This is a genomic window from Streptomyces sp. NPDC050534 (genome assembly GCF_044457745.1).
GTDB lineage: Bacteria > Actinomycetota > Actinomycetes > Streptomycetales > Streptomycetaceae > Streptomyces.
Genome location: NZ_JBITHF010000018.1, coordinates 169,924 through 187,048, shown reverse-complemented (window position 1 = coordinate 187,048; position 17,125 = coordinate 169,924). Strand labels below are relative to the sequence as shown.

General features: G+C 71.4%; 10 protein-coding genes. 1 reads left to right on the top strand and 9 read right to left on the bottom strand.

Translation table 11 applies throughout. The annotated features are described in order from the left end of the window. Together ACIBN2_RS41825 and ACIBN2_RS41820 are read right to left on the bottom strand one after the other, a co-directional pair. A partial coding sequence (locus ACIBN2_RS41825) for a maltotransferase domain-containing protein (protein ID WP_399142764.1) occupies positions 1–611 on the bottom strand: 611 nt, incomplete at its 3' end. 232 nt (positions 612–843) lie between these two features. Then, the gene (locus ACIBN2_RS41820; protein ID WP_399142762.1) at positions 844–2,049 is read right to left on the bottom strand and encodes a S8 family peptidase; all 1,206 of its coding nucleotides are present in this window, start codon (positions 2,047–2,049) and stop codon (positions 844–846) included. A gap of 312 nt (positions 2,050–2,361) precedes the next feature. Between ACIBN2_RS41820 and ACIBN2_RS41815 the strand changes: the two genes are divergently transcribed. Further along, positions 2,362–4,980, top strand: a complete 2,619-nt coding sequence (locus tag ACIBN2_RS41815; protein WP_399142760.1) for a glycosyltransferase family 1 protein — start codon at positions 2,362–2,364, stop codon at positions 4,978–4,980. A gap of 34 nt (positions 4,981–5,014) precedes the next feature. Here ACIBN2_RS41815 and ACIBN2_RS41810 read toward each other — a convergent pair whose 3' ends face one another. From ACIBN2_RS41810 to ACIBN2_RS41780, 7 genes are all read right to left on the bottom strand, one after another. Beyond that, positions 5,015–5,533, bottom strand: a complete 519-nt coding sequence (locus ACIBN2_RS41810; RefSeq protein ID WP_399142758.1) for a DUF1990 domain-containing protein — start codon at positions 5,531–5,533, stop codon at positions 5,015–5,017. Between the two features lie 68 nt (positions 5,534–5,601). After that, complete coding sequence (locus ACIBN2_RS41805) at positions 5,602–7,269, bottom strand: M4 family metallopeptidase (protein WP_399142756.1); 1,668 nt, start codon at positions 7,267–7,269, stop codon at positions 5,602–5,604. Between the two features lie 270 nt (positions 7,270–7,539). After that, entirely contained in the window at positions 7,540–9,564 is a 2,025-nt protein-coding gene (locus ACIBN2_RS41800; protein ID WP_399142754.1) for a M4 family metallopeptidase, read from the bottom strand. A gap of 273 nt (positions 9,565–9,837) precedes the next feature. After that, positions 9,838–11,595: an ABC transporter ATP-binding protein gene (locus ACIBN2_RS41795; RefSeq protein ID WP_399142752.1), complete on the bottom strand. Its 1,758-nt coding sequence runs from the start codon at positions 11,593–11,595 to the stop codon at positions 9,838–9,840. Further along, complete coding sequence (locus tag ACIBN2_RS41790) at positions 11,592–13,394, bottom strand: ABC transporter ATP-binding protein (protein ID WP_399142750.1); 1,803 nt, start codon at positions 13,392–13,394, stop codon at positions 11,592–11,594. The genes ACIBN2_RS41795 and ACIBN2_RS41790 overlap by 4 nt, the downstream gene beginning before the upstream one ends. Positions 13,395–13,416: 22 nt before the next feature. Then, positions 13,417–15,276 (bottom strand): ABC transporter ATP-binding protein, encoded by a 1,860-nt coding sequence (locus ACIBN2_RS41785; protein WP_399142748.1) that lies wholly within the window; start codon positions 15,274–15,276, stop codon positions 13,417–13,419. Beyond that, a complete protein-coding gene (locus ACIBN2_RS41780; protein WP_399142746.1) occupies positions 15,273–17,072 on the bottom strand; it encodes an ABC transporter ATP-binding protein in 1,800 nt (599 codons plus the stop codon). The genes ACIBN2_RS41785 and ACIBN2_RS41780 overlap by 4 nt, the downstream gene beginning before the upstream one ends. Positions 17,073–17,125 lie beyond the last annotated feature (53 nt).

The following is a 17,125-nucleotide window of genomic DNA, read 5'->3' as shown; positions in this document are numbered from 1 at the left end:
AGCAGCGGCAGCGTCGGCGAGGCGGTGACGAACTCCCGCAGCGGATGCCGTCCCAGCACCGCGTCCACCTCCGGCGTCAACGCCGCCGCAAGACGCGAGGGGGCCGGACGGCTCTCGTCCCGCAGGGCCTCGGCCGCGGCGGCGAGTACGTCCCGCTCGCCGCCCTCGGGGGCGCCGTCGGCCGCGCGCTCGTACAGGCGCGCGCCCTCCTCCAGCACCAGTTCCGTGTCCATCCCCGCCGGGATCTTGATCTGGGCGTGGTGCCGCCAGGTGGTGACCGGGTCGCCCCAGGCCTCCACGGTGTACGTCCACCGGCCGGGCTCGCCCGCGGTGACGGTGGCGCCCCAGCGGTCCGTACCGGGGGCCAGCTCCCGCATCGGGGTCCACGGGCCCGGGCGGCCGTCGGGATCCCGTAGGACGACATTGGCGGCGACGGCGTCGTGGCCCTCGCGAAAGACGGTGGCCGAGATCTCGAACGTCTCGCCGGTCACGGCTTTCGCGGGCCGGCGTCCGTGCTGGACGACCGGCCCGACGTCGAGGACGGGGATGCGCCCGAGTGTTTCCTCGGCGCTGGACGTCAAAGGTGCTGACGAGTGGTGCGTGGCGGGCATGACCGCTCCTGTCCGCGTCAACGTGGGTGGGCGGATGGTTGTGGGGAGGTGGGTCCTGCGTGGTGTTTTCTTGATCTGCCTGTCGTATACCCGGGGAGCCTTCCCACCCTATTCGGGTGAGCAATCCGGCACTTTGTTAACTACTCACTCGTATGTCTACACACAAGACCGGCCCCGTTCGTGAACGAACGGGGCCGGTCTCAGTACTCCTGGATGACGAAACCGGCAACTGTCACTGCGAGGCCGGAACCTGGAGCAGCTCGTCCGGCGAGCCGAGGCCCCGGCCGGCGACCTTCCCGGACACCGCCAGCTTGACCAGCGCCTTGGCCACCTGGGCCGGTGTCGCCTTGGGGTGGCCGGCCAGATAGAGCGCGGCCGCGCCGGTCGCGTGCGGGGTCGCCATCGACGTACCGGAGAAGGTCGCCCTCCCGGTGTCGCTCGCGTAGGAGGCCGAGGTGATCGACACCCCCGGGGCGAACAGGTCCACGGCCGGTCCGAAGTTCGAGAAGCCCGCCCGCGCGTCCGTCCGGTCGGTCGCGCCGACCGTGATCGCCTCCTTGACGTCGGCCGGGGAGTAGAGCCCCGCCGGCAGGCCGTCGTTCCCCGCGGCGACGGCGTAGGTGACTCCCGAGGCGATCGAGTTGCGTACGGCGGCGTCCAGCTGGGCGTTGTGGGAGCCGCCCAGGCTGAGGTTGGCGACCGCGGGCTTGCGCGCGTGCCTGGTCACCCAGTCGATCCCGGCGATGACCTGCGCCGTCGTGCCGGAGCCGGTGTTGTCCAGGACGCGCACGGAGACGACCTTGGCCTGCTTGGCGACGCCGTACGTGGTGCCGGCGATGGTGCCCGCGACATGGGTGCCGTGGCCGTTGCCGTCGGTCGCGGTCCGGTCGTTGCCGACGAAGTCCCACCCGTAGCTCGCCCGGCCGCCGAAGTCCTTGTGGGTGATCCGGATGCCGGTGTCGATCACGTACGCCGTCACCCCGCGGCCCGCCCGGTCGGGCGAGGTGTAGCGCTTGTCCAGCGGCAGGCTCTTCCGGTCGATCCGGTCCAGGCCCCAGGACGGCGGGTTCTTCTGGGTGCGGTCCAGCGTGACCCGGGTGTCCTGGACGACCGAGGCGACCCGGGAGTCGGCCGCGAGCCGCTCGGCCTGTCTCTCGTTCGCCCTGATCGCGTAGCCGTTGAGGACCGTGCCGTAGCTGTGGCTGATTCTCGCCCCGTACTTCTCGGCCAGGCCCTTTCCGGCCGCCGATAACGCCTTCGTACCCCCCTTGAGTGTCACCAGGTAACTTCCGCCGACGGCGCCGGGCTCACCGGCGCCGAGTATCCGCCCCGCAGGTGCGGCGTGCGCGGGCAGGGTGATGGCTGAAAGCGCGGCGGTGCAGGTCACCGCGGTCAGGCCAGCCGCCCGGCGCAGACGCCGTGGTCGCGTCCGTGCCATGGTCCGAGTTCCCCTCCTCGACTCGGCGTACGGCCACCGTCGGTCACCGGGGTGCACCCGGCTGTGGTCCGGTACGCCTTTCGGCAGCCTCTCGTGCGGTGCAGAAGGCCACAAGAGGGCCTATGGGGAGGGAATCGGCCATGTCCGCCATGGTGGATGCATGAAGGTTGCGGCTTTTTCCGGACTTCGCAGGAGTCTGTCGTGTTCTTGGACGTGCCGTGGTTGCGGAGCCCTCCGCACCGATACCGTCGAGGTTGACGATGAGGCGCACAGTGTTGTGCGTCCGCACAGCGACACGCGTCGAGGTGGAAAGTGAAGGCGATCCGTCGATTCACCGTCCGACCCGTTCTCCCCGAGGCCCTCAGGCCGCTGAGTGATCTGGCCCGCAATCTGCGCTGGTCCTGGCATCCGGAGACCCGAGACCTGTTCCAGTCCGTCGATCCCGAGCGCTGGGCCGCATCCGACGGCGATCCCGTACGGCTGCTGGGGAGCGTCTCGCCCGCGCGGCTCGCCGAACTGGCCGAGGACCGTCGGTTCCTCCGCCGTCTGACAACGGTCTCGGACGACCTGAACGACTATGTGCGCGGCGACCGCTGGTACCAGGAACAGGCCGGGGAGCTGCCCGCGGCCATCGCGTACTTCTCGCCCGAGTTCGGCATCACGGCCGCCCTGCCCCAGTACTCCGGCGGCCTCGGCATCCTCGCCGGCGACCATCTGAAGGCGGCCAGCGATCTCGGTGTGCCCCTGATCGGGGTGGGCCTGCTCTACCGGCACGGCTACTTCCGCCAGTCCCTGTCCCGGGACGGCTGGCAGCAGGAGCACTACCCGGTCCTGGACCCCAACGAGCTGCCCGTCGCCCTCCTGGAGGAACCCGACGGTACGCCCACCCAGGTCTCCCTCGCCCTGCCCGGCGGCAGGCAGCTGCACGCCCGTGTCTGGCACGCCCAGGTCGGCCGCGTCCCGCTGCTGATGCTCGACTCGGACGTCGAGGAGAACGACCTCGGCGAGCGCGGGGTGACCGACCGGCTCTACGGCGGAGGCAGCGAGCACCGGCTGCTCCAGGAGATGCTGCTCGGCATAGGAGGGGTACGGGCGGTGCGGACGTACTGCCGGCTCACCGGCCACCCCGAGCCCGAGGTCTTCCACACCAACGAGGGGCACGCCGGCTTCCTCGGCCTGGAGCGCATCGCCGAACTCTGCGACCAGGGGCTGGACTTCGACTCGGCCCTGGAAGCCGTCCGCGCCGGGACCGTGTTCACGACTCACACCCCCGTCCCCGCCGGCATCGACCGCTTCGACCGCGAGCTGGTCGCCCACCACTTCGGGACCGAGGCCGAGCTCCCGCGCATCGACGTCGAGCGCATCCTGCGGCTCGGCATGGAGACCTATCCCGGCGGCGAGCCGAACCTCTTCAACATGGCCGTGATGGGCCTGCGCCTCGGCCAGCGGGCCAACGGCGTCTCCCTGCTGCACGGCCACGTCAGCCGGGAGATGTTCTCCGGACTGTGGCCGGGATTCGACCCCGACGAGGTGCCGATCACCTCCGTCACCAACGGCGTGCACGCCCCCACCTGGGTCGCCCCCGAGGTCTTCCGGCTCGGCGCCCGGGAGATCGGCGCCCAGCGCACCGAGGACGCGATGACCGTCGGCGGCTCGGACCGGTGGGACGCCGTGGGTGACATCCCCGACCAGGACATCTGGGAGCTGCGCCGCAGCCTGCGCGAGCAGCTGGTGGACGAGGTGCGCCGGCGGTTGCACGCCTCCTGGCGTCAACGCGGCGCCGGGACGGCCGAGTTGGGGTGGATCGACGGTGTCCTGGACCCGGACGTCCTCACCATCGGCTTCGCGCGGCGCGTTCCGTCGTACAAGCGCCTGACCCTGATGCTGCGCGACCGCGACCGGCTGATGGACCTGCTGCTGCACCCCGAGCACCCGATCCAGATCGTGGTCGCGGGCAAGGCGCACCCGGCGGACGACGGCGGCAAGCGGCTGGTGCAGGAGCTGGTGCGGTTCGCCGACGACCCGCGCGTGCGTCACCGCATCGTCTTCCTGCCCGACTACGGCATGGGAATGGCGCAGAAGCTCTACCCGGGCTGCGACATCTGGCTCAACAATCCGCTGCGCCCGCTGGAGGCCTGCGGCACCTCCGGCATGAAGGCCGCCCTCAACGGCTGCCTCAACCTCTCCGTCCTGGACGGCTGGTGGGACGAGTGGTTCCAGCCCGACTTCGGCTGGGCGATCCCCACGGCGGACGGCGCCGGGACCGACCCCGACCACCGCGACGACATAGAGGCGGGCGCGCTCTACGACCTGCTGGAGCAGCGGGTGGCCCCCCGCTTCTACGAGCATGGCCAGCACGGCCTGCCCGACCGGTGGATCGAGATGGTGCGCCACACCCTCACCCTCCTCGGCCCGAAGGTGCTGGCCGGCCGGATGGTGCGCGAATACGTCGAGCGCCTCTACACGCCGGCCGCGCACGCGCACCGCGCGATGGACCCCGGCGCCGCGCGCGAACTCGCCGGCTGGAAGGCCAGGGTGCGGTCCGCCTGGCACGAGGTCACCGTCGACCATCTGGAGACGTCCGCCCACACGCCCACCGCGGAACTCGGCACCACGCTCGCCCTGCGGGTGCGCGTCGCCCTCGGCGAGCTCGGGCCGGACGACGTGGAGGTCCAGGTCGTCTCGGGCCGGGTCGACCCGGAGGACCGCATCACGAACGCGGCGACGGTCCCGCTGAAGCCGACGGGCGGCCCCGACACGGAGGGCCGCTGGGTCTACGAGGGCCCGCTCGCCCTGGACCGCACCGGGCCGTACGGCTACACGGTGCGCATCCTGCCCGCGCACCGGCTCCTCGCGTCCGGCGCGGAGCTGGGGCTGGTGGCGGTGCCCTCGCAGGAGACGGGCGAGGGAGGCGGGGTGCTGCTGCGCTGAGCCGGGCGCACACCGCCTCCGGACCGAGCCGGACTCACACCTCCGAGTAGGGGGCGCACATCCGCCTCAGCACGTTGCCGCACCGCCGTGCGTAGGCATGCTGGATGCCGCGCGTCGCAGGGCCGCCCGCACGGGCGTACCACTTCGCCGCGCGGCTGAAGGCGTCGACGGTCAGCCACACGGTGCCGTCGCCGGTGCGGTCCACGACGAACGCCTCCTCGCCGCACTCCGGATGGCCGGTCAGCGTGCCGTAGGCCCAGCCGGCGCGGCGGGGTTCCTCGACCGTGTAGACGATGCGGCAGGGGGCCTTGATCAGCCCGGCGAAGCTCACCGTGACGTCGACCCCGGGTGCCGCCCGGTCCGCGCTCGTCTCGACGCCCACACCCAGCTCGCGGTGCATTTCCCAGGTCAGCACGGCCTCGGCGGCTCTCTGGAAGACCTTCTCCCCCTCGCCGATGCGGGTACGCACATGCATCGGGTGAAAACCGGGCGGGCAGAAACCGCCGCGGCGGGTCCCGCCGACGTCGTCGTACGTGAAGTCCTCCAGGCGCATGGCACCCAAGAGTAGGGCGGTACCCGGGAGCGGCTGCGCTCCGGGTACCGCCCGTCAGACTCCTGGGGTCAGTTCACGTTGACCGCGGACCAGGCCGCGGCCACCGCCTTGTACTCGGCGCTGCTCGCGCCGTACAGCGCGGAGGCGGCGGACAGCGTGCCCGCGCGTGCCTTCGAGTAGTTGGTCGTCGACGTGAAGTACGTGGTCAGCGCCTTGTACCAGATCTGCAGCGCCTTGTCCCGGCCGATGCCGGTGACCGTCGAGCCGTTGGACGTCGGCGAGTTGTAGCTGACGCCGTTGATGACCTTGGCTCCGCTGCCCTCCGACAGGAGGTAGAAGAAGTGGTTCGCGACACCGGACGAGTAGTGCACGTCCTTGTTGCCGACACCGGAGGACCAGTAGTCGGCCGAACCGCCGTCCTTGCTGGGCTTGTCCATGTAGCGCAGCGGGGTGCCGTCGCCGTTGATGTCGATCTTCTCGCCGATGAGGTAGTCGCCCTTGTCGGTCGAGTTGTTGGCGAAGAACTCCACTCCGGTGCCGAAGATGTCCGAGGTCGCCTCGTTCAACCCGCCGGACTCGCCGGAGTAGTCCAGGCCCGCGGTGTTCGAGGTGACGCCGTGGCTCATCTCGTGGCCGGCCACGTCCAGCGCGGTGAGCGGGTGGTTGTTGCCCGAGCCGTCGCCGTACGTCATGCAGAAGCAGCTGTCGTCCCAGAAGGCGTTCACGTACGAGTTGCCGTAGTGGACGCGGGAGTAGGCGCCGACACCGTCGTTCTTGATGCCGCTGCGGCCGAAGGTGGACTTGTAGAAGTCCCAGGTCTCCTGCGCGCCGTAGGCGGCGTCGGCCGCGGCGGTCTGGTCGGTCGCGGAGCTGGAGGCGGTGCCGGTGCCCCAGACGTTGTCCGTGTCGGTGAACAGCGTGCCGGTGCCGGACGTGCCGTGCTTCAGGTTGTACGTCTTGTGGTTGCCGCGCGAGGCGTCGGTGAGCGTGTACGACGAGCCCGACCCGGACGTGGTGAGGCTGACCGTGCCCGAGTACAGCGTCTTGCCGGTGCCGGTGGCGTTCTCGATGCCCTGGTACTCGAAGAGCTTCTTGCCGGTGGCCGCGTCGGTGATGACGTGCAGCTGGTTCGGGGTGCCGTCGTCCTGGAGTCCGCCGACGACCGTCTCGTAGGCGAGGACGGGCTTGCCGGAGCCGGCCCAGATGACCTTGCGGGCGCCGTCGGCCGCGGACTTGGCGGAGCCGAGCGTCCTGGCGGCGCTCACCGCCTGCTTCTCGGCCTTGGCCGGGGTGACCTGCGCCTTGAGCGAGGCGACCTTGATGGCGGCGGAGTTCGCCTTGGTCACGCCCTCGGCCTTGCCGGCCTTCGAGGTGTGGACGACGAGGTCGCCGCCGAGCACGGGCAGGCCGGCGTAGGTGCGCTCGTAGCGGGTGTGGACGGTGCCGTCGGCGTCTCTGACGACGTCCTTGACGACCAGCTTCTCCTTGGCGCCGAGGCCTATCTTCCGGGCCGTCTGCGCTATGTCGGCCTGGGCCTTCTGCACGAGCGAGGTGCGGGCGGCCGTCGAGAGCGCGGTGGGCGCGGCGGCGAGGGTGGCCCTGCCCGTCTGGTCGGACGGGATCTGGGCCGACGCCGTACCGGCGGCGAGTCCGCTGGTGAGCAGGGCTCCGGCGGCGACGGCGGTGGCGATGGCCAGGCTTGAGCGCTTGTGACGCGCGTAGCGGGGGGTGGTCACACAAGCTCCTTGAAGTGGGGGTCCGGCTCGGCGTGGGGCGCCCGGGCCGGAAGCGGAGTGAATTTGTGCGGCGGTTGTGAGGAAGGGTGGCATCGGCGATGCGTACATGTCAGGACCCCGAAGTGATGTTGGCTGAAAATCGACTGCCGGGTGAACTTTGCGGTCGTGTAACAGCGGCACCGCGCTTGTTACGGCGGCAATACAGGAGGGCGCCGCCCCGGGGAGTCGAACCTCCGGAGCAGCGCCCTGACTTGGGGGTGCCGGGTCGGCCTACGGGAAGGTGAGCTTCCAGCTGTTGATGTAGCCGGTGTCCTGCGCCGCCTGGTCCTGGACGCGCAACTTCCAGGTGCCGTTGGCGACTTCGGAGGATGCGTTGACCGTGTAGGTCTGCTGGACGTTGTCCGCCGAGTCGGAGCCGCTGAAGTTCTTCAGGCGGTACGCCGTCCCGTCGGGCGCCAGCAGGTCGATCACCAGGTCACCGCGCCAGGTGTGCACGATGTCGACCGAAACCTGAAGGTTCGAAGGGGCGTTGCCCGTGCGGCCGGAGACGGTGATGGACGACGTCACGGCCGGCCCGTTGTCCGGAATCGACACGTCGGTGGTGTTCTCGAAGGACGTGCCGCCGCCCCCGCCGCCACCGGAGCGCGAGCCGACCGCGACGCCGGCCCAGGCGTCCTGCACCGCCTTGTACTCCGCGGACGTGGTGCCGTACAGCTCGCCCGCCGCCGCGAGCGTGCCGGTGCGGGCGCTCGCGTAGTTGGTGGTGGAGGTGAACTTCGTGGTCAGCGCCCGGTACCAGATCTGCAGCGCCTTGTCCCGGCCGATGCCGGTGACCGGAAGCCCGTCCGCCGTGGGCGAGTTGTAGCTGACGCCGTTGATGACCTTGGCTCCGCTGCCCTCCGACAGGAGGTAGAAGAAGTGGTTCGCCGGGCCGGACGAGTAGTGCACGTCGAGGCCGCCGAGCCCCGAGTACCAGCTGTCCTTGGACGCGCCGTCCTTGCTGGGCTTGTCCATGTAGCGCAGCGGGGTGCCGTCGCCGTTGATGTCGATCTTCTCGCCGATGAGGTAGTCGCCCACGTCGGTCGAGTTGTTGGCGAAGAACTCCACGCCGGTGCCGAAGATGTCCGAGGTCGCCTCGTTCAGCCCGCCGGACTCGCCGGAGTAGTCCAGGCCCGCGGTGTTCGAGGTGACGCCGTGGCTCATCTCGTGTCCGGCGACGTCGAGGGAGGTCAGCGGGTCGGCGTTGCCGGAGCCGTCGCCGTAGGTCATGCAGAAGCAGCTGTCGTCCCAGAAGGCGTTCACGTACGAGTTGCCGTAGTGGACGCGGGAGTAGGCGCCGACGCCGTTGTTCTTGATGCCGCTGCGGCCGAAGGTGGACTTGTAGAAGTCCCAGGTGACCGCCGCGCCGTAGTGGGCGTCCGCGCCCGCCGTCGCCGCGTTCGACGTCGTGCCGTTGCCCCAGGTGTTGCTGGTCTGCGAGAACAGCGTGCCGGTGCCGGACGTGCCGTGGTTGAGGTTGTACGTCTTGTGGCCGCCGCGGTCGCCGTCGGTCAGCGTGTAGCTGGAGCCCGACTGGGTCGTCGTCAGCGGGACCGTGCCGCTGTACTGGGTGTTGCCGGTGCCGGTGGCGTTCTCGATGCCCTGGTACTCGAAGAGCTTCTTGCCGGTGGCGGCGTCGGTGATGACGTGCAGCTGGTTCGGGGTGCCGTCGTCCTGCAAGCCGCCGATGACCGTCTCGTACGCCAGGACCGGCTTGCCGCTCGCCGCCCAGATCACCTTGCGTGCGCTGTCGGCGGTCGCCTTGGTGGAGCCGAGGGCCCGCGCGCGCTTGACGCCCTGCTGCTCGGCGGCCGCCTTGGTGATGTCCGGGGTGAGGTCGGAGACCTTGATGGCGGCGTTCGTCGCCTTGATGACGTCCTTCGTGGCGCCCGACTTGGCGGTGTCGACGATGAGGTCGCCGCCGAGCACGGGCAGGCCGTCGTAGGTGCGCTCGTAGCGGGTGTGGACGGTGCCGTCGGCGTCCTTGACCACGTCACGGGCGACGAGCTTCTCCTTGGCGCCGAGGCCGATGTCGCGGGCGGTCTGCGCGCGGGCGGCGTCGGCGTCGCGTATCAGCTCCGCGCGCTGGGAGGCGGTGAGCTGCACGGCCGTGTGGGCCGGGTTGACCTTGCCCGCCGATGTCCGGGCGGGTGCGGCGGAGGCGGCGCCCGACTGGACGGCCGCGGCGAGCAGGGCGGTGACGCCGGCGACGGCGACGATGTGGGAGGTGCGTCTGCGAGAGATTTCGCTTCTCAACACTGACTCCTTCTGCGTGGCCGCGGGGTTGCGCGGCCAGGGGAGATCCGGTCGGTTGGTCGACCGTCCGGGCAGAACTGTGCAGAACCAATGCGGAACCAGGTGCGCGGCCGTGACGACACAGCGGCATTTTTCTGTGGGGTTGCTGTGAAGCGGCCGTGGGGAAGCGTGGCACCGGATGGCGCTTTCTGTCAGGCGCGCGTCAGAAACTTGGCCGGAATTGGTTCGTTGTCCGGTTGTTCGTGTTCGTTATCCGGAGCCGGAGTGGGCTCGTCAGGCGCGGTCGCCGTGCCACGTCCGCCACAGGGCCGCGTATGCGCCTCCGGCCGCCACCAGCTCCTCGTGCGTGCCGAGTTCGGTGAGCCGGCCGTCCTCCATCACGGCCACCCGGTCCGCGTCGTGCGCGGTGTGCAGGCGGTGCGCGATGGCGATGACCGTGCGGCCCTCCAGCACCGCGGCCAGGGCGCGCTCGGTGTGCCGGGCCGTCGTCGGGTCCAGCAGCGCCGTCGCCTCGTCGAGGATGAGCGTGTGCGGGTCGGCCAGCACCACGCGCGCGAGGGCGAGTTGCTGCGCCTGGGAGCCGTCCGTACGGCAACCCCCGTCACCGAGCGCCGTGTCGAGGCCGTCCGGCAGCTCCCGCACCCAGTCGCCGGCGCCGACCGCCGTGAGGGCGGCCCACAACTGCGCGTCGGTGGCGGACGGTTCGGCGATCAGCAGGTTGTCGCGGACCGAGCCGAGGAACACGTGGTGCTCCTGGGTGACCAGGACGACCTGGCGGCGCAACCGCTCCGGTCCGAGACCGGCCACGGGCACCCCGCCGACCGTCACCGTGCCCTCGGTCGGCGCGTCGACGCCCGCCAGCAACCGGCTGAGCGTGGTCTTGCCCGCGCCGGAGGGGCCGACGACGGCCAGCCGCTCGCCCGGCCGCACGGTCAGGTCGACCCCGCGCAGCACCTCGCCGCCGCGGTCGTAGGCGTACCGCACCCCGGTCACGTCGAACCGGTCGTCCGCCGGTGCCGGCGACTCCGTCTCCCGTGTACGCGGGGCCCGGGCCAGGCCCTCCACGCGGGCGAACGAGGCGCCGCTGCTCTGGAGTTGCTCGATCCGCATCAGGATCTCGTCGAGCGGGCCGCTCAGCCGCTGGAGATACAGGGCCGCGGCCACCACCGCGCCCAGACTCAGCGTGCCCTGCCCGTGCAGCACGCCCCCGACCAGCAGGACGGCCGCCACGGGCACCAGGTAGGAGACCTCCACGGACGGGAAGAACACGGTGCGCAGGAACAGGGTGTAGAGGCGGGTGCGCCGGGAGGTCTCCAGCGCGTCCCGGCTCGCCGCGATCCGCTGCCCCTCCAGCCGCAGTGCCTCGACCGTGCGGGCGCCGGACGCCGTCGCCGCGACGATCTCGGCGACGTCGGAGGTGGCGGCGCCCTCGGCGAGGTAGCCGTCGCGGGCCCGGCGCAGATACCAGCGCAGCGCCCACCAGATGCCGATCAGGCCGAGCAGGCCGCACGCGCCGAGCAGCGGGTTCAGCCAGAACACGGCGCCGAGCAGGAACAGCGCCTGCACGGTGTTGATGAGCAGTTCGGGTCCGACGTCGCGCAGCGTGGTGCCGACCATGGCCACGTCGGCCGTGCCGCGCGCCGTCAGATCGCCGGTGCCGGCGCGTTCCACCACGGCGGCGGGCAGGGCGAGGGTGCGGTCGACGAACTGTTCGCGTACGCGGGCGAGGGTTCGCTCGCCGAAGCGGTGGCCCACGTAGCGGGCCCAGCGGGCGAGCACCAGCTGGGCGAGGGAGCAGAGCAGGATCCACAGGGCCAGGCGGTCCACCGTGCCGACGCCGGTGCCGTGGCGGACGTCGTCGACGATGCGGCCGACGAGCCAGGGGCCGGCCAGGCCCGCGGCGGCGGCGAGCGCGTTGAGCGCGAGTACGGCGGCGAAGGCCCCGCGGTCGGCCCGCAGCAGCCGTACGACCGCCCGGCGTACGTCGGCGCGTTCCGCGACGGGGAGCCGGCCCGACGTCTGCGCCGTCACCGTACGACCTCCTCGGCCTCGGCGTCCCGCGCCACCAGCGCGCGGTATCCCGGCTCGGTGTCCAGCAGTTCCCGGTGTCTTCCCGCGGCCGCGACCTTGCCGTCCACCAGGTAGTACACGGTGTCCGCGTGGTCCAGGACGAGTGGGGAGGTGGTCGTGACGACGGTCGTACGGTCTCGGCGGGCTTCCTTGAGCCGTTGTGCCACGCGTGCCTCGGTGTGGGCGTCCAGGGCGGATGTCGGTTCCACGGCGAGGAGAATCTCGGGGCCGGCGAGGAGTGCACGGACCAGTCGGATGCGCTGGCGCTGGCCGCCGGAGAGGTTTCTTGCCTGGGCGTCGATGGTCGAGTCGAGGCCGTTCGGAAGGGCTTGGACGATGTCTTCCGCCGCGGCCGTGCGGATGGCTCGGGTGAGGTGCGCCTGGTCGTCCGCCGGGGTCTGTTCGGTGCCGGGTGCGGGTTCGTCGTGGCCGGTCGCGCCCCGCGGCGGAGCCGCATGTCGATACAGTCCCGCGCCTCTGAAGAGCCTGCCGCCCACTGCTTCGCGCAGGGTGCCCGCGAAGAGGTCCGCCTCGTGGTCGGCGACGAGGATGTGCTGTCGGATCTGGTGGAGGGCGATCTGATCCAGCGGGGTGCCGCCCCAGGTCGTCCCCGACGGGACGTAGCGTCCGAGGCGGTCCACGACCGTCGTTGCGTCGGAGGGGCGAGCGCAGGCCAGGGCGGTCAGGCGGCCCGGGGCCACTCGTACGCCCGACTCGGGGTCGTGCAGCACAGCTGTTCCGGCGGGGGCACCGCAGGTACCCGTGTCGGCCAGGGGCTGGAGCCGCAGGAAGTGCACGACCCGGCGGGCGGCCACCAGACCGCGGCTGATCTGGTAGCCGCACTCGACCCAGAAGGCGACCGGGCCCACCAGGACCGCCACATAGCCGTAGACCGAGACCAACTCGCCGATGGTGATGGCACCTTGGGCGGCGAGCCGGGCCGCCAGCCAGGTGACCACGGCGAGGAAGAGGGTCGGCAGGCCGACGCCGAGTGCCTGCACCCAGCTGGTCACCGCGCCGACCCGGTAGCCCTGCCGGCGCAGGTGCTGCGAGTCGCGGTGGAAGGCGTCGGCGAACAGGCCCTTGCCGCCCAGGCCGTTGAGGACGCGCAGGCCGCCCGCGAGGTCCGCGATCCGGGCGGTGAGCACGCCCTGCCGCTCGCGGTACTCGGCCTCCGCGCCCTGCAGCCGGGCGAGCAGCGGGCCGACCAGGACGACGATCAGCGGGATCCCGAGGAGGACGACCGAGGCGATCAGCGGCGAGATCGACAGCAGCAGACCGGCGACCACCAGGTACGCGACGACCGCGCCGACCCCGGGACCGACCACCGTCAGTGACTGGCTGATCGTCTGCACGTCGCCCACCCCGATGGTGACGACCTCCCCGGACCCGATCCGGCGCTGCAGCGCCGCCCCCAGCCGGACCGCCTGCGCCACGACCACCTTCACCGTGCGGAAGTTGGCGTCCATCCGCACCCGCGTCATCGTGCGGTGCCGCATGATGCCCAGCCAGGCGTTGAACACCCCGACCGCGAACAGTGCGGCGGTCCAGCCCGTCAGCGCCGGATAGTCACCGGGCTCCAGCCCCTCGTCGATCGCCCGGGACAGCAGATACGGCGTCGCCGCCAGCAGCACCATCCACACGCTGCCGAGCACCGCGCCGGCCAGCGACCGGCCGGGCTGGCACCGCACCAGCCACCACAGATAGCGTCCGCCGCTGCGACGGTCGGGCTCGCCCGGTTCCTCGTACGCGTCGATCATCCGACCCCCGCTCCCATGACCCCTACGCCAGACTGTCGCGCCACGCCCGGTGCAGATCCGCGAACCGCCCCGTGCCCGCGACGAGTTCGGCCGGACTGCCGTCCTCCACGATCCTGCCGTGCTCCATGACCAGGACCCGGTCCGCGATCTCCACGGTCGACAGGCGGTGCGCGATGACGATCGCCGTACGTCCCTGCAGGACCGTCGACATCGCCCGCTGCACGGCCCGTTCGCCCGGGATGTCGAGCGAGCTGGTCGCCTCGTCGAGAATCAGCACGGCCGGGTCGGCCAGCAACGCCCGCGCGAACGCCACGAGTTGGCGCTGACCCGCGGAGATACGACCGCCCCGCTTGCGTACGTCCGTGTCGTACCCGTCCGGCAGCGCGCCGATGAACTCGTGCGCCCCGATCGCCTTCGCGGCCCGCTCGATCTCCTCGCGGGTCGCGTCCGGACGGCCGATGGCGATGTTCTCGGCGACCGTGCCGGAGAACAGGAACGCCTCCTGCGTCACCATCACCACCCCGCGCCGCAGTTCGGCCACGGACAGCTCGCGCAGGTCGACGCCGTCCAGCAGGACCCGGCCCGCCGAAGGGTCGTAGAAGCGGGCGAGCAGTTTGGCGAGGGTCGACTTCCCGGCACCGGTCGAGCCGACCACCGCGACCGTCTGCCCGGCGGGGACGGTGAGGTCGAAGCGGGGCAGGACCTCGCCGCCGGTGCGGTAGCCGAAGCCGACGCCGTCGAAGACGACCTGGCGGCCCGGGTGCTCGCTCTCGAGCCGCGGCAGCTCCACGGGGGACGGCGACTCCGGCACGGACGGGGTCTGCGCGAGCAGTCCGGCGATCTTCTCCAGGGAGGCGGCCGCCGACTGGTACGCGTTCAGGAACATGCCGAGCCGGTCGATGGGGTCGTACAGCCGCCGCAGGTACAGCACCGCGCCCGCCAGCACGCCGAGTTCCAGCGAGCCGCCCGCCACCCGGTAGGCGCCCCACAGCACGATTCCCGCGACGGCCGTGTTGGCGACCAGCCGGGAGCCGACCACATAGCGGGCCATCTCCAGCAGCGCGTCGCCGTTGACCCGCTCGTGCCGCCGGTTCAGCACCCGGAAGGCGGCGTCGTTGGCGGCCTCGCGGCGGAAGGCGCGCACCGGGCGGATGCCGTTCATGGTCTCGACGAACTTGACGATGACGGCGGCGATGGCGGTGGACCGCAGCCGGTACACCTGTACCGCGCGCCGCTGGTAGACCCGTACGAGCAGGTAGAGCGGCACGAAGGACGCCACCGCCACGGCGCCGAGCCCGAGGTCCAGCCAGAGCAGCATCGCCGAGATGTAGACGAAGGACAGGACGACCGTGATGAGTTCCTGCAGGCCCTCGTTGAGCAGTTCCCTGAGCGACTCCACGTCCGCCGTGGAACGGGAGATCAGACGGCCGCTCGTGTACCGCTCGTGGAAGTCGATGCTGAGCGCCTGAGCGTGGCGGAAGATCCGGCCGCGCAGATCGAGCAGTACGTCCTGGCTGACGCGGGCGGAGGCGAGGATGAACGCGGACTGCAGTCCGCCGGAGACCAGCGCGCACAGCAGGTAGGCGACGGCCACCGCGATCAGCGGCCCGTGGTCGTGGTCCCGGAACGCCGGCACGGCGCTGTCGATCGCGTACGCCACCAGCAGCGGGCCCGCCTGCACCGCCGCCTGCTGGAGCAGCAGCAGGAGCGTGGTGAAGGCGACGCGCCGCTTCATCGGGGCGAGCAGGGAGCGCAGCAGTGTGGCGGTGGCGCCCGGGGCGGAGGGCAGCACGTCCCGGTCGAAGGGGTCGCCGGTGTCAGCGGGGCGGAGGAGGTCCGGTTCGTCGTCCGCCGTGAGGGCGGACGTGGTCGGAGCCGTCATCGGTCGTCCTCCGCTTCTCCGGTCCCGGACATCAGGTGCGCGTACTCGGCGTTCGTACGCAGCAGTTCGTGGTGCGTGCCGACGGCGGTGATACGGCCGCCGGAGAGCAGGGCCACGCGGTCGGCGAGCAGGACCGTGGAGGGGCGGTGCGCCACGATGAGGGCGGTGGTGTCCGCCAGCACGTCGCGCAGGGCGGCCTCCACGGCGGCCTCGGTGTGCACGTCCAGCGCGGACAGGGGGTCGTCCAGGACGAGGAATCTCGGTCTGCCCACGACCGCCCGTGCCAGCGCGAGGCGCTGGCGCTGGCCTCCGGAGAGGCTGAGGCCCTGCTCGCCCACCTGGGTGTCCGTGCCTCGGGGGAGGGTGTGGGCGAAGTCCGCCTGGGCGACGGACAGGGCGCGGTTCAGGTCGGCCGCGCCGGCGGTGTCCTCGGCGCCCATGAGGACGTTGTCCGCGATCGTGGCCGAGAAGAGGGTGGGCTCCTCGAAGGCCACGGCGACCTTCGAGCGCAGTTCCTCGCGGGACATGGCGGTGATGTCCTCGCCGTCCAGGGTGATGTGGCCGGAGGTGACCTCGTGGAGGCGGGGGACGAGGGCGGTGAGGGTCGTCTTGCCGCTGCCCGTCGCACCCACCAGTGCCATGGACTCGCCCGGGCGGATGTGCAGGTCGATCCGGTCGAGGACGGGCGCGGTGCCGGTGGGGGCGTCCGGGTAGCGGAACCGGACGCCGGTGAAGCGAAGTCCGCTGTCCCTGGCGCCTGTCGAGGGCGCGCCCGGCACAGCAGCTTCCGGGGGCGCGTCCATGACCTCGAAATACCGCTCCGTCGCCGTCGCCGCCTCCTGGCTCATCGCCAGCAGGAAGCCGATGGAGTCGACCGGCCAGCGCAGGGCCAGGGCCGTCGAGAGGAAGGCCACCAGGGTGCCCGTCGAGAGCGAGCCGTCGGCCACCTGGATCGTGCCCAGGACCAGGGCCGCTCCGATCGCCATCTCGGGGAGGGTCACGATGACGCCCCAGATCGTGGCGAGGAGGCCGGCCTTGCGCAGTTCCGTTCCGCGCAGGGTCCGCGAGAGGTCGCGGAAGGCGCGGGCCTGGCTGCGGTGCCGTCCGAAGCCCTTGATGATGCGGATGCCGAGGACGCTCTCCTCGACGACCGTGGTCAGGTCGCCGACCTGGTCCTGCGCGCGACGCGCCGCGCGGGCGTAGCGCTTCTCGAAGACGGCGCAGGTGATGATCACGGGGACGGCGGGACCGAGGATCACCAGTCCGAGGGTCCAGTCCTGAAGCAGCATGATGATCACGCCGACCAGAATCGTCACGCCGTTGACCAGCAGGAACGTCATCGGGAAGGCGAGGAACTGACGCAGCAGCATCAGGTCGGTCGTGCCGCGCGACAGCAGCTGGCCGGAGGCCCAGCGGTCGTGGAAGGCGACCGGCAGGCGCTGCAGATGCCGGTACAGATCCGCGCGCATGCCCGCCTCGACGCCCGCCAGCGGCCGCGCCACGAGCCAGCGCCGCAGACCGAACAGCAGGGCCTCCGCGACTCCGAGGAGCAGCAGGTACAGCGCGCCGAGCCAGACGCCCGCCGGGTCCCGGTGGGCGACCGGCCCGTCGACCATCCACTTCAGGACGAGCGGGATCACCAGCCCCGTGCACGAGGCGATCACCGCGACGAACGCGGCCGTGAACAGGCGCGCCCGCACGGGCCGCACATACGGCCACAGGCGCAGCAGCGTGCGTACGGCGGAACGTTCGGTGCTCTCCCCGGGTTCTTCTGCGGCGGCGCGTGTAGTGGGCATCGGATGTGAGCCTACGGACCGGCACCGACAACGCCCACCGAGTTTTGGCCGGT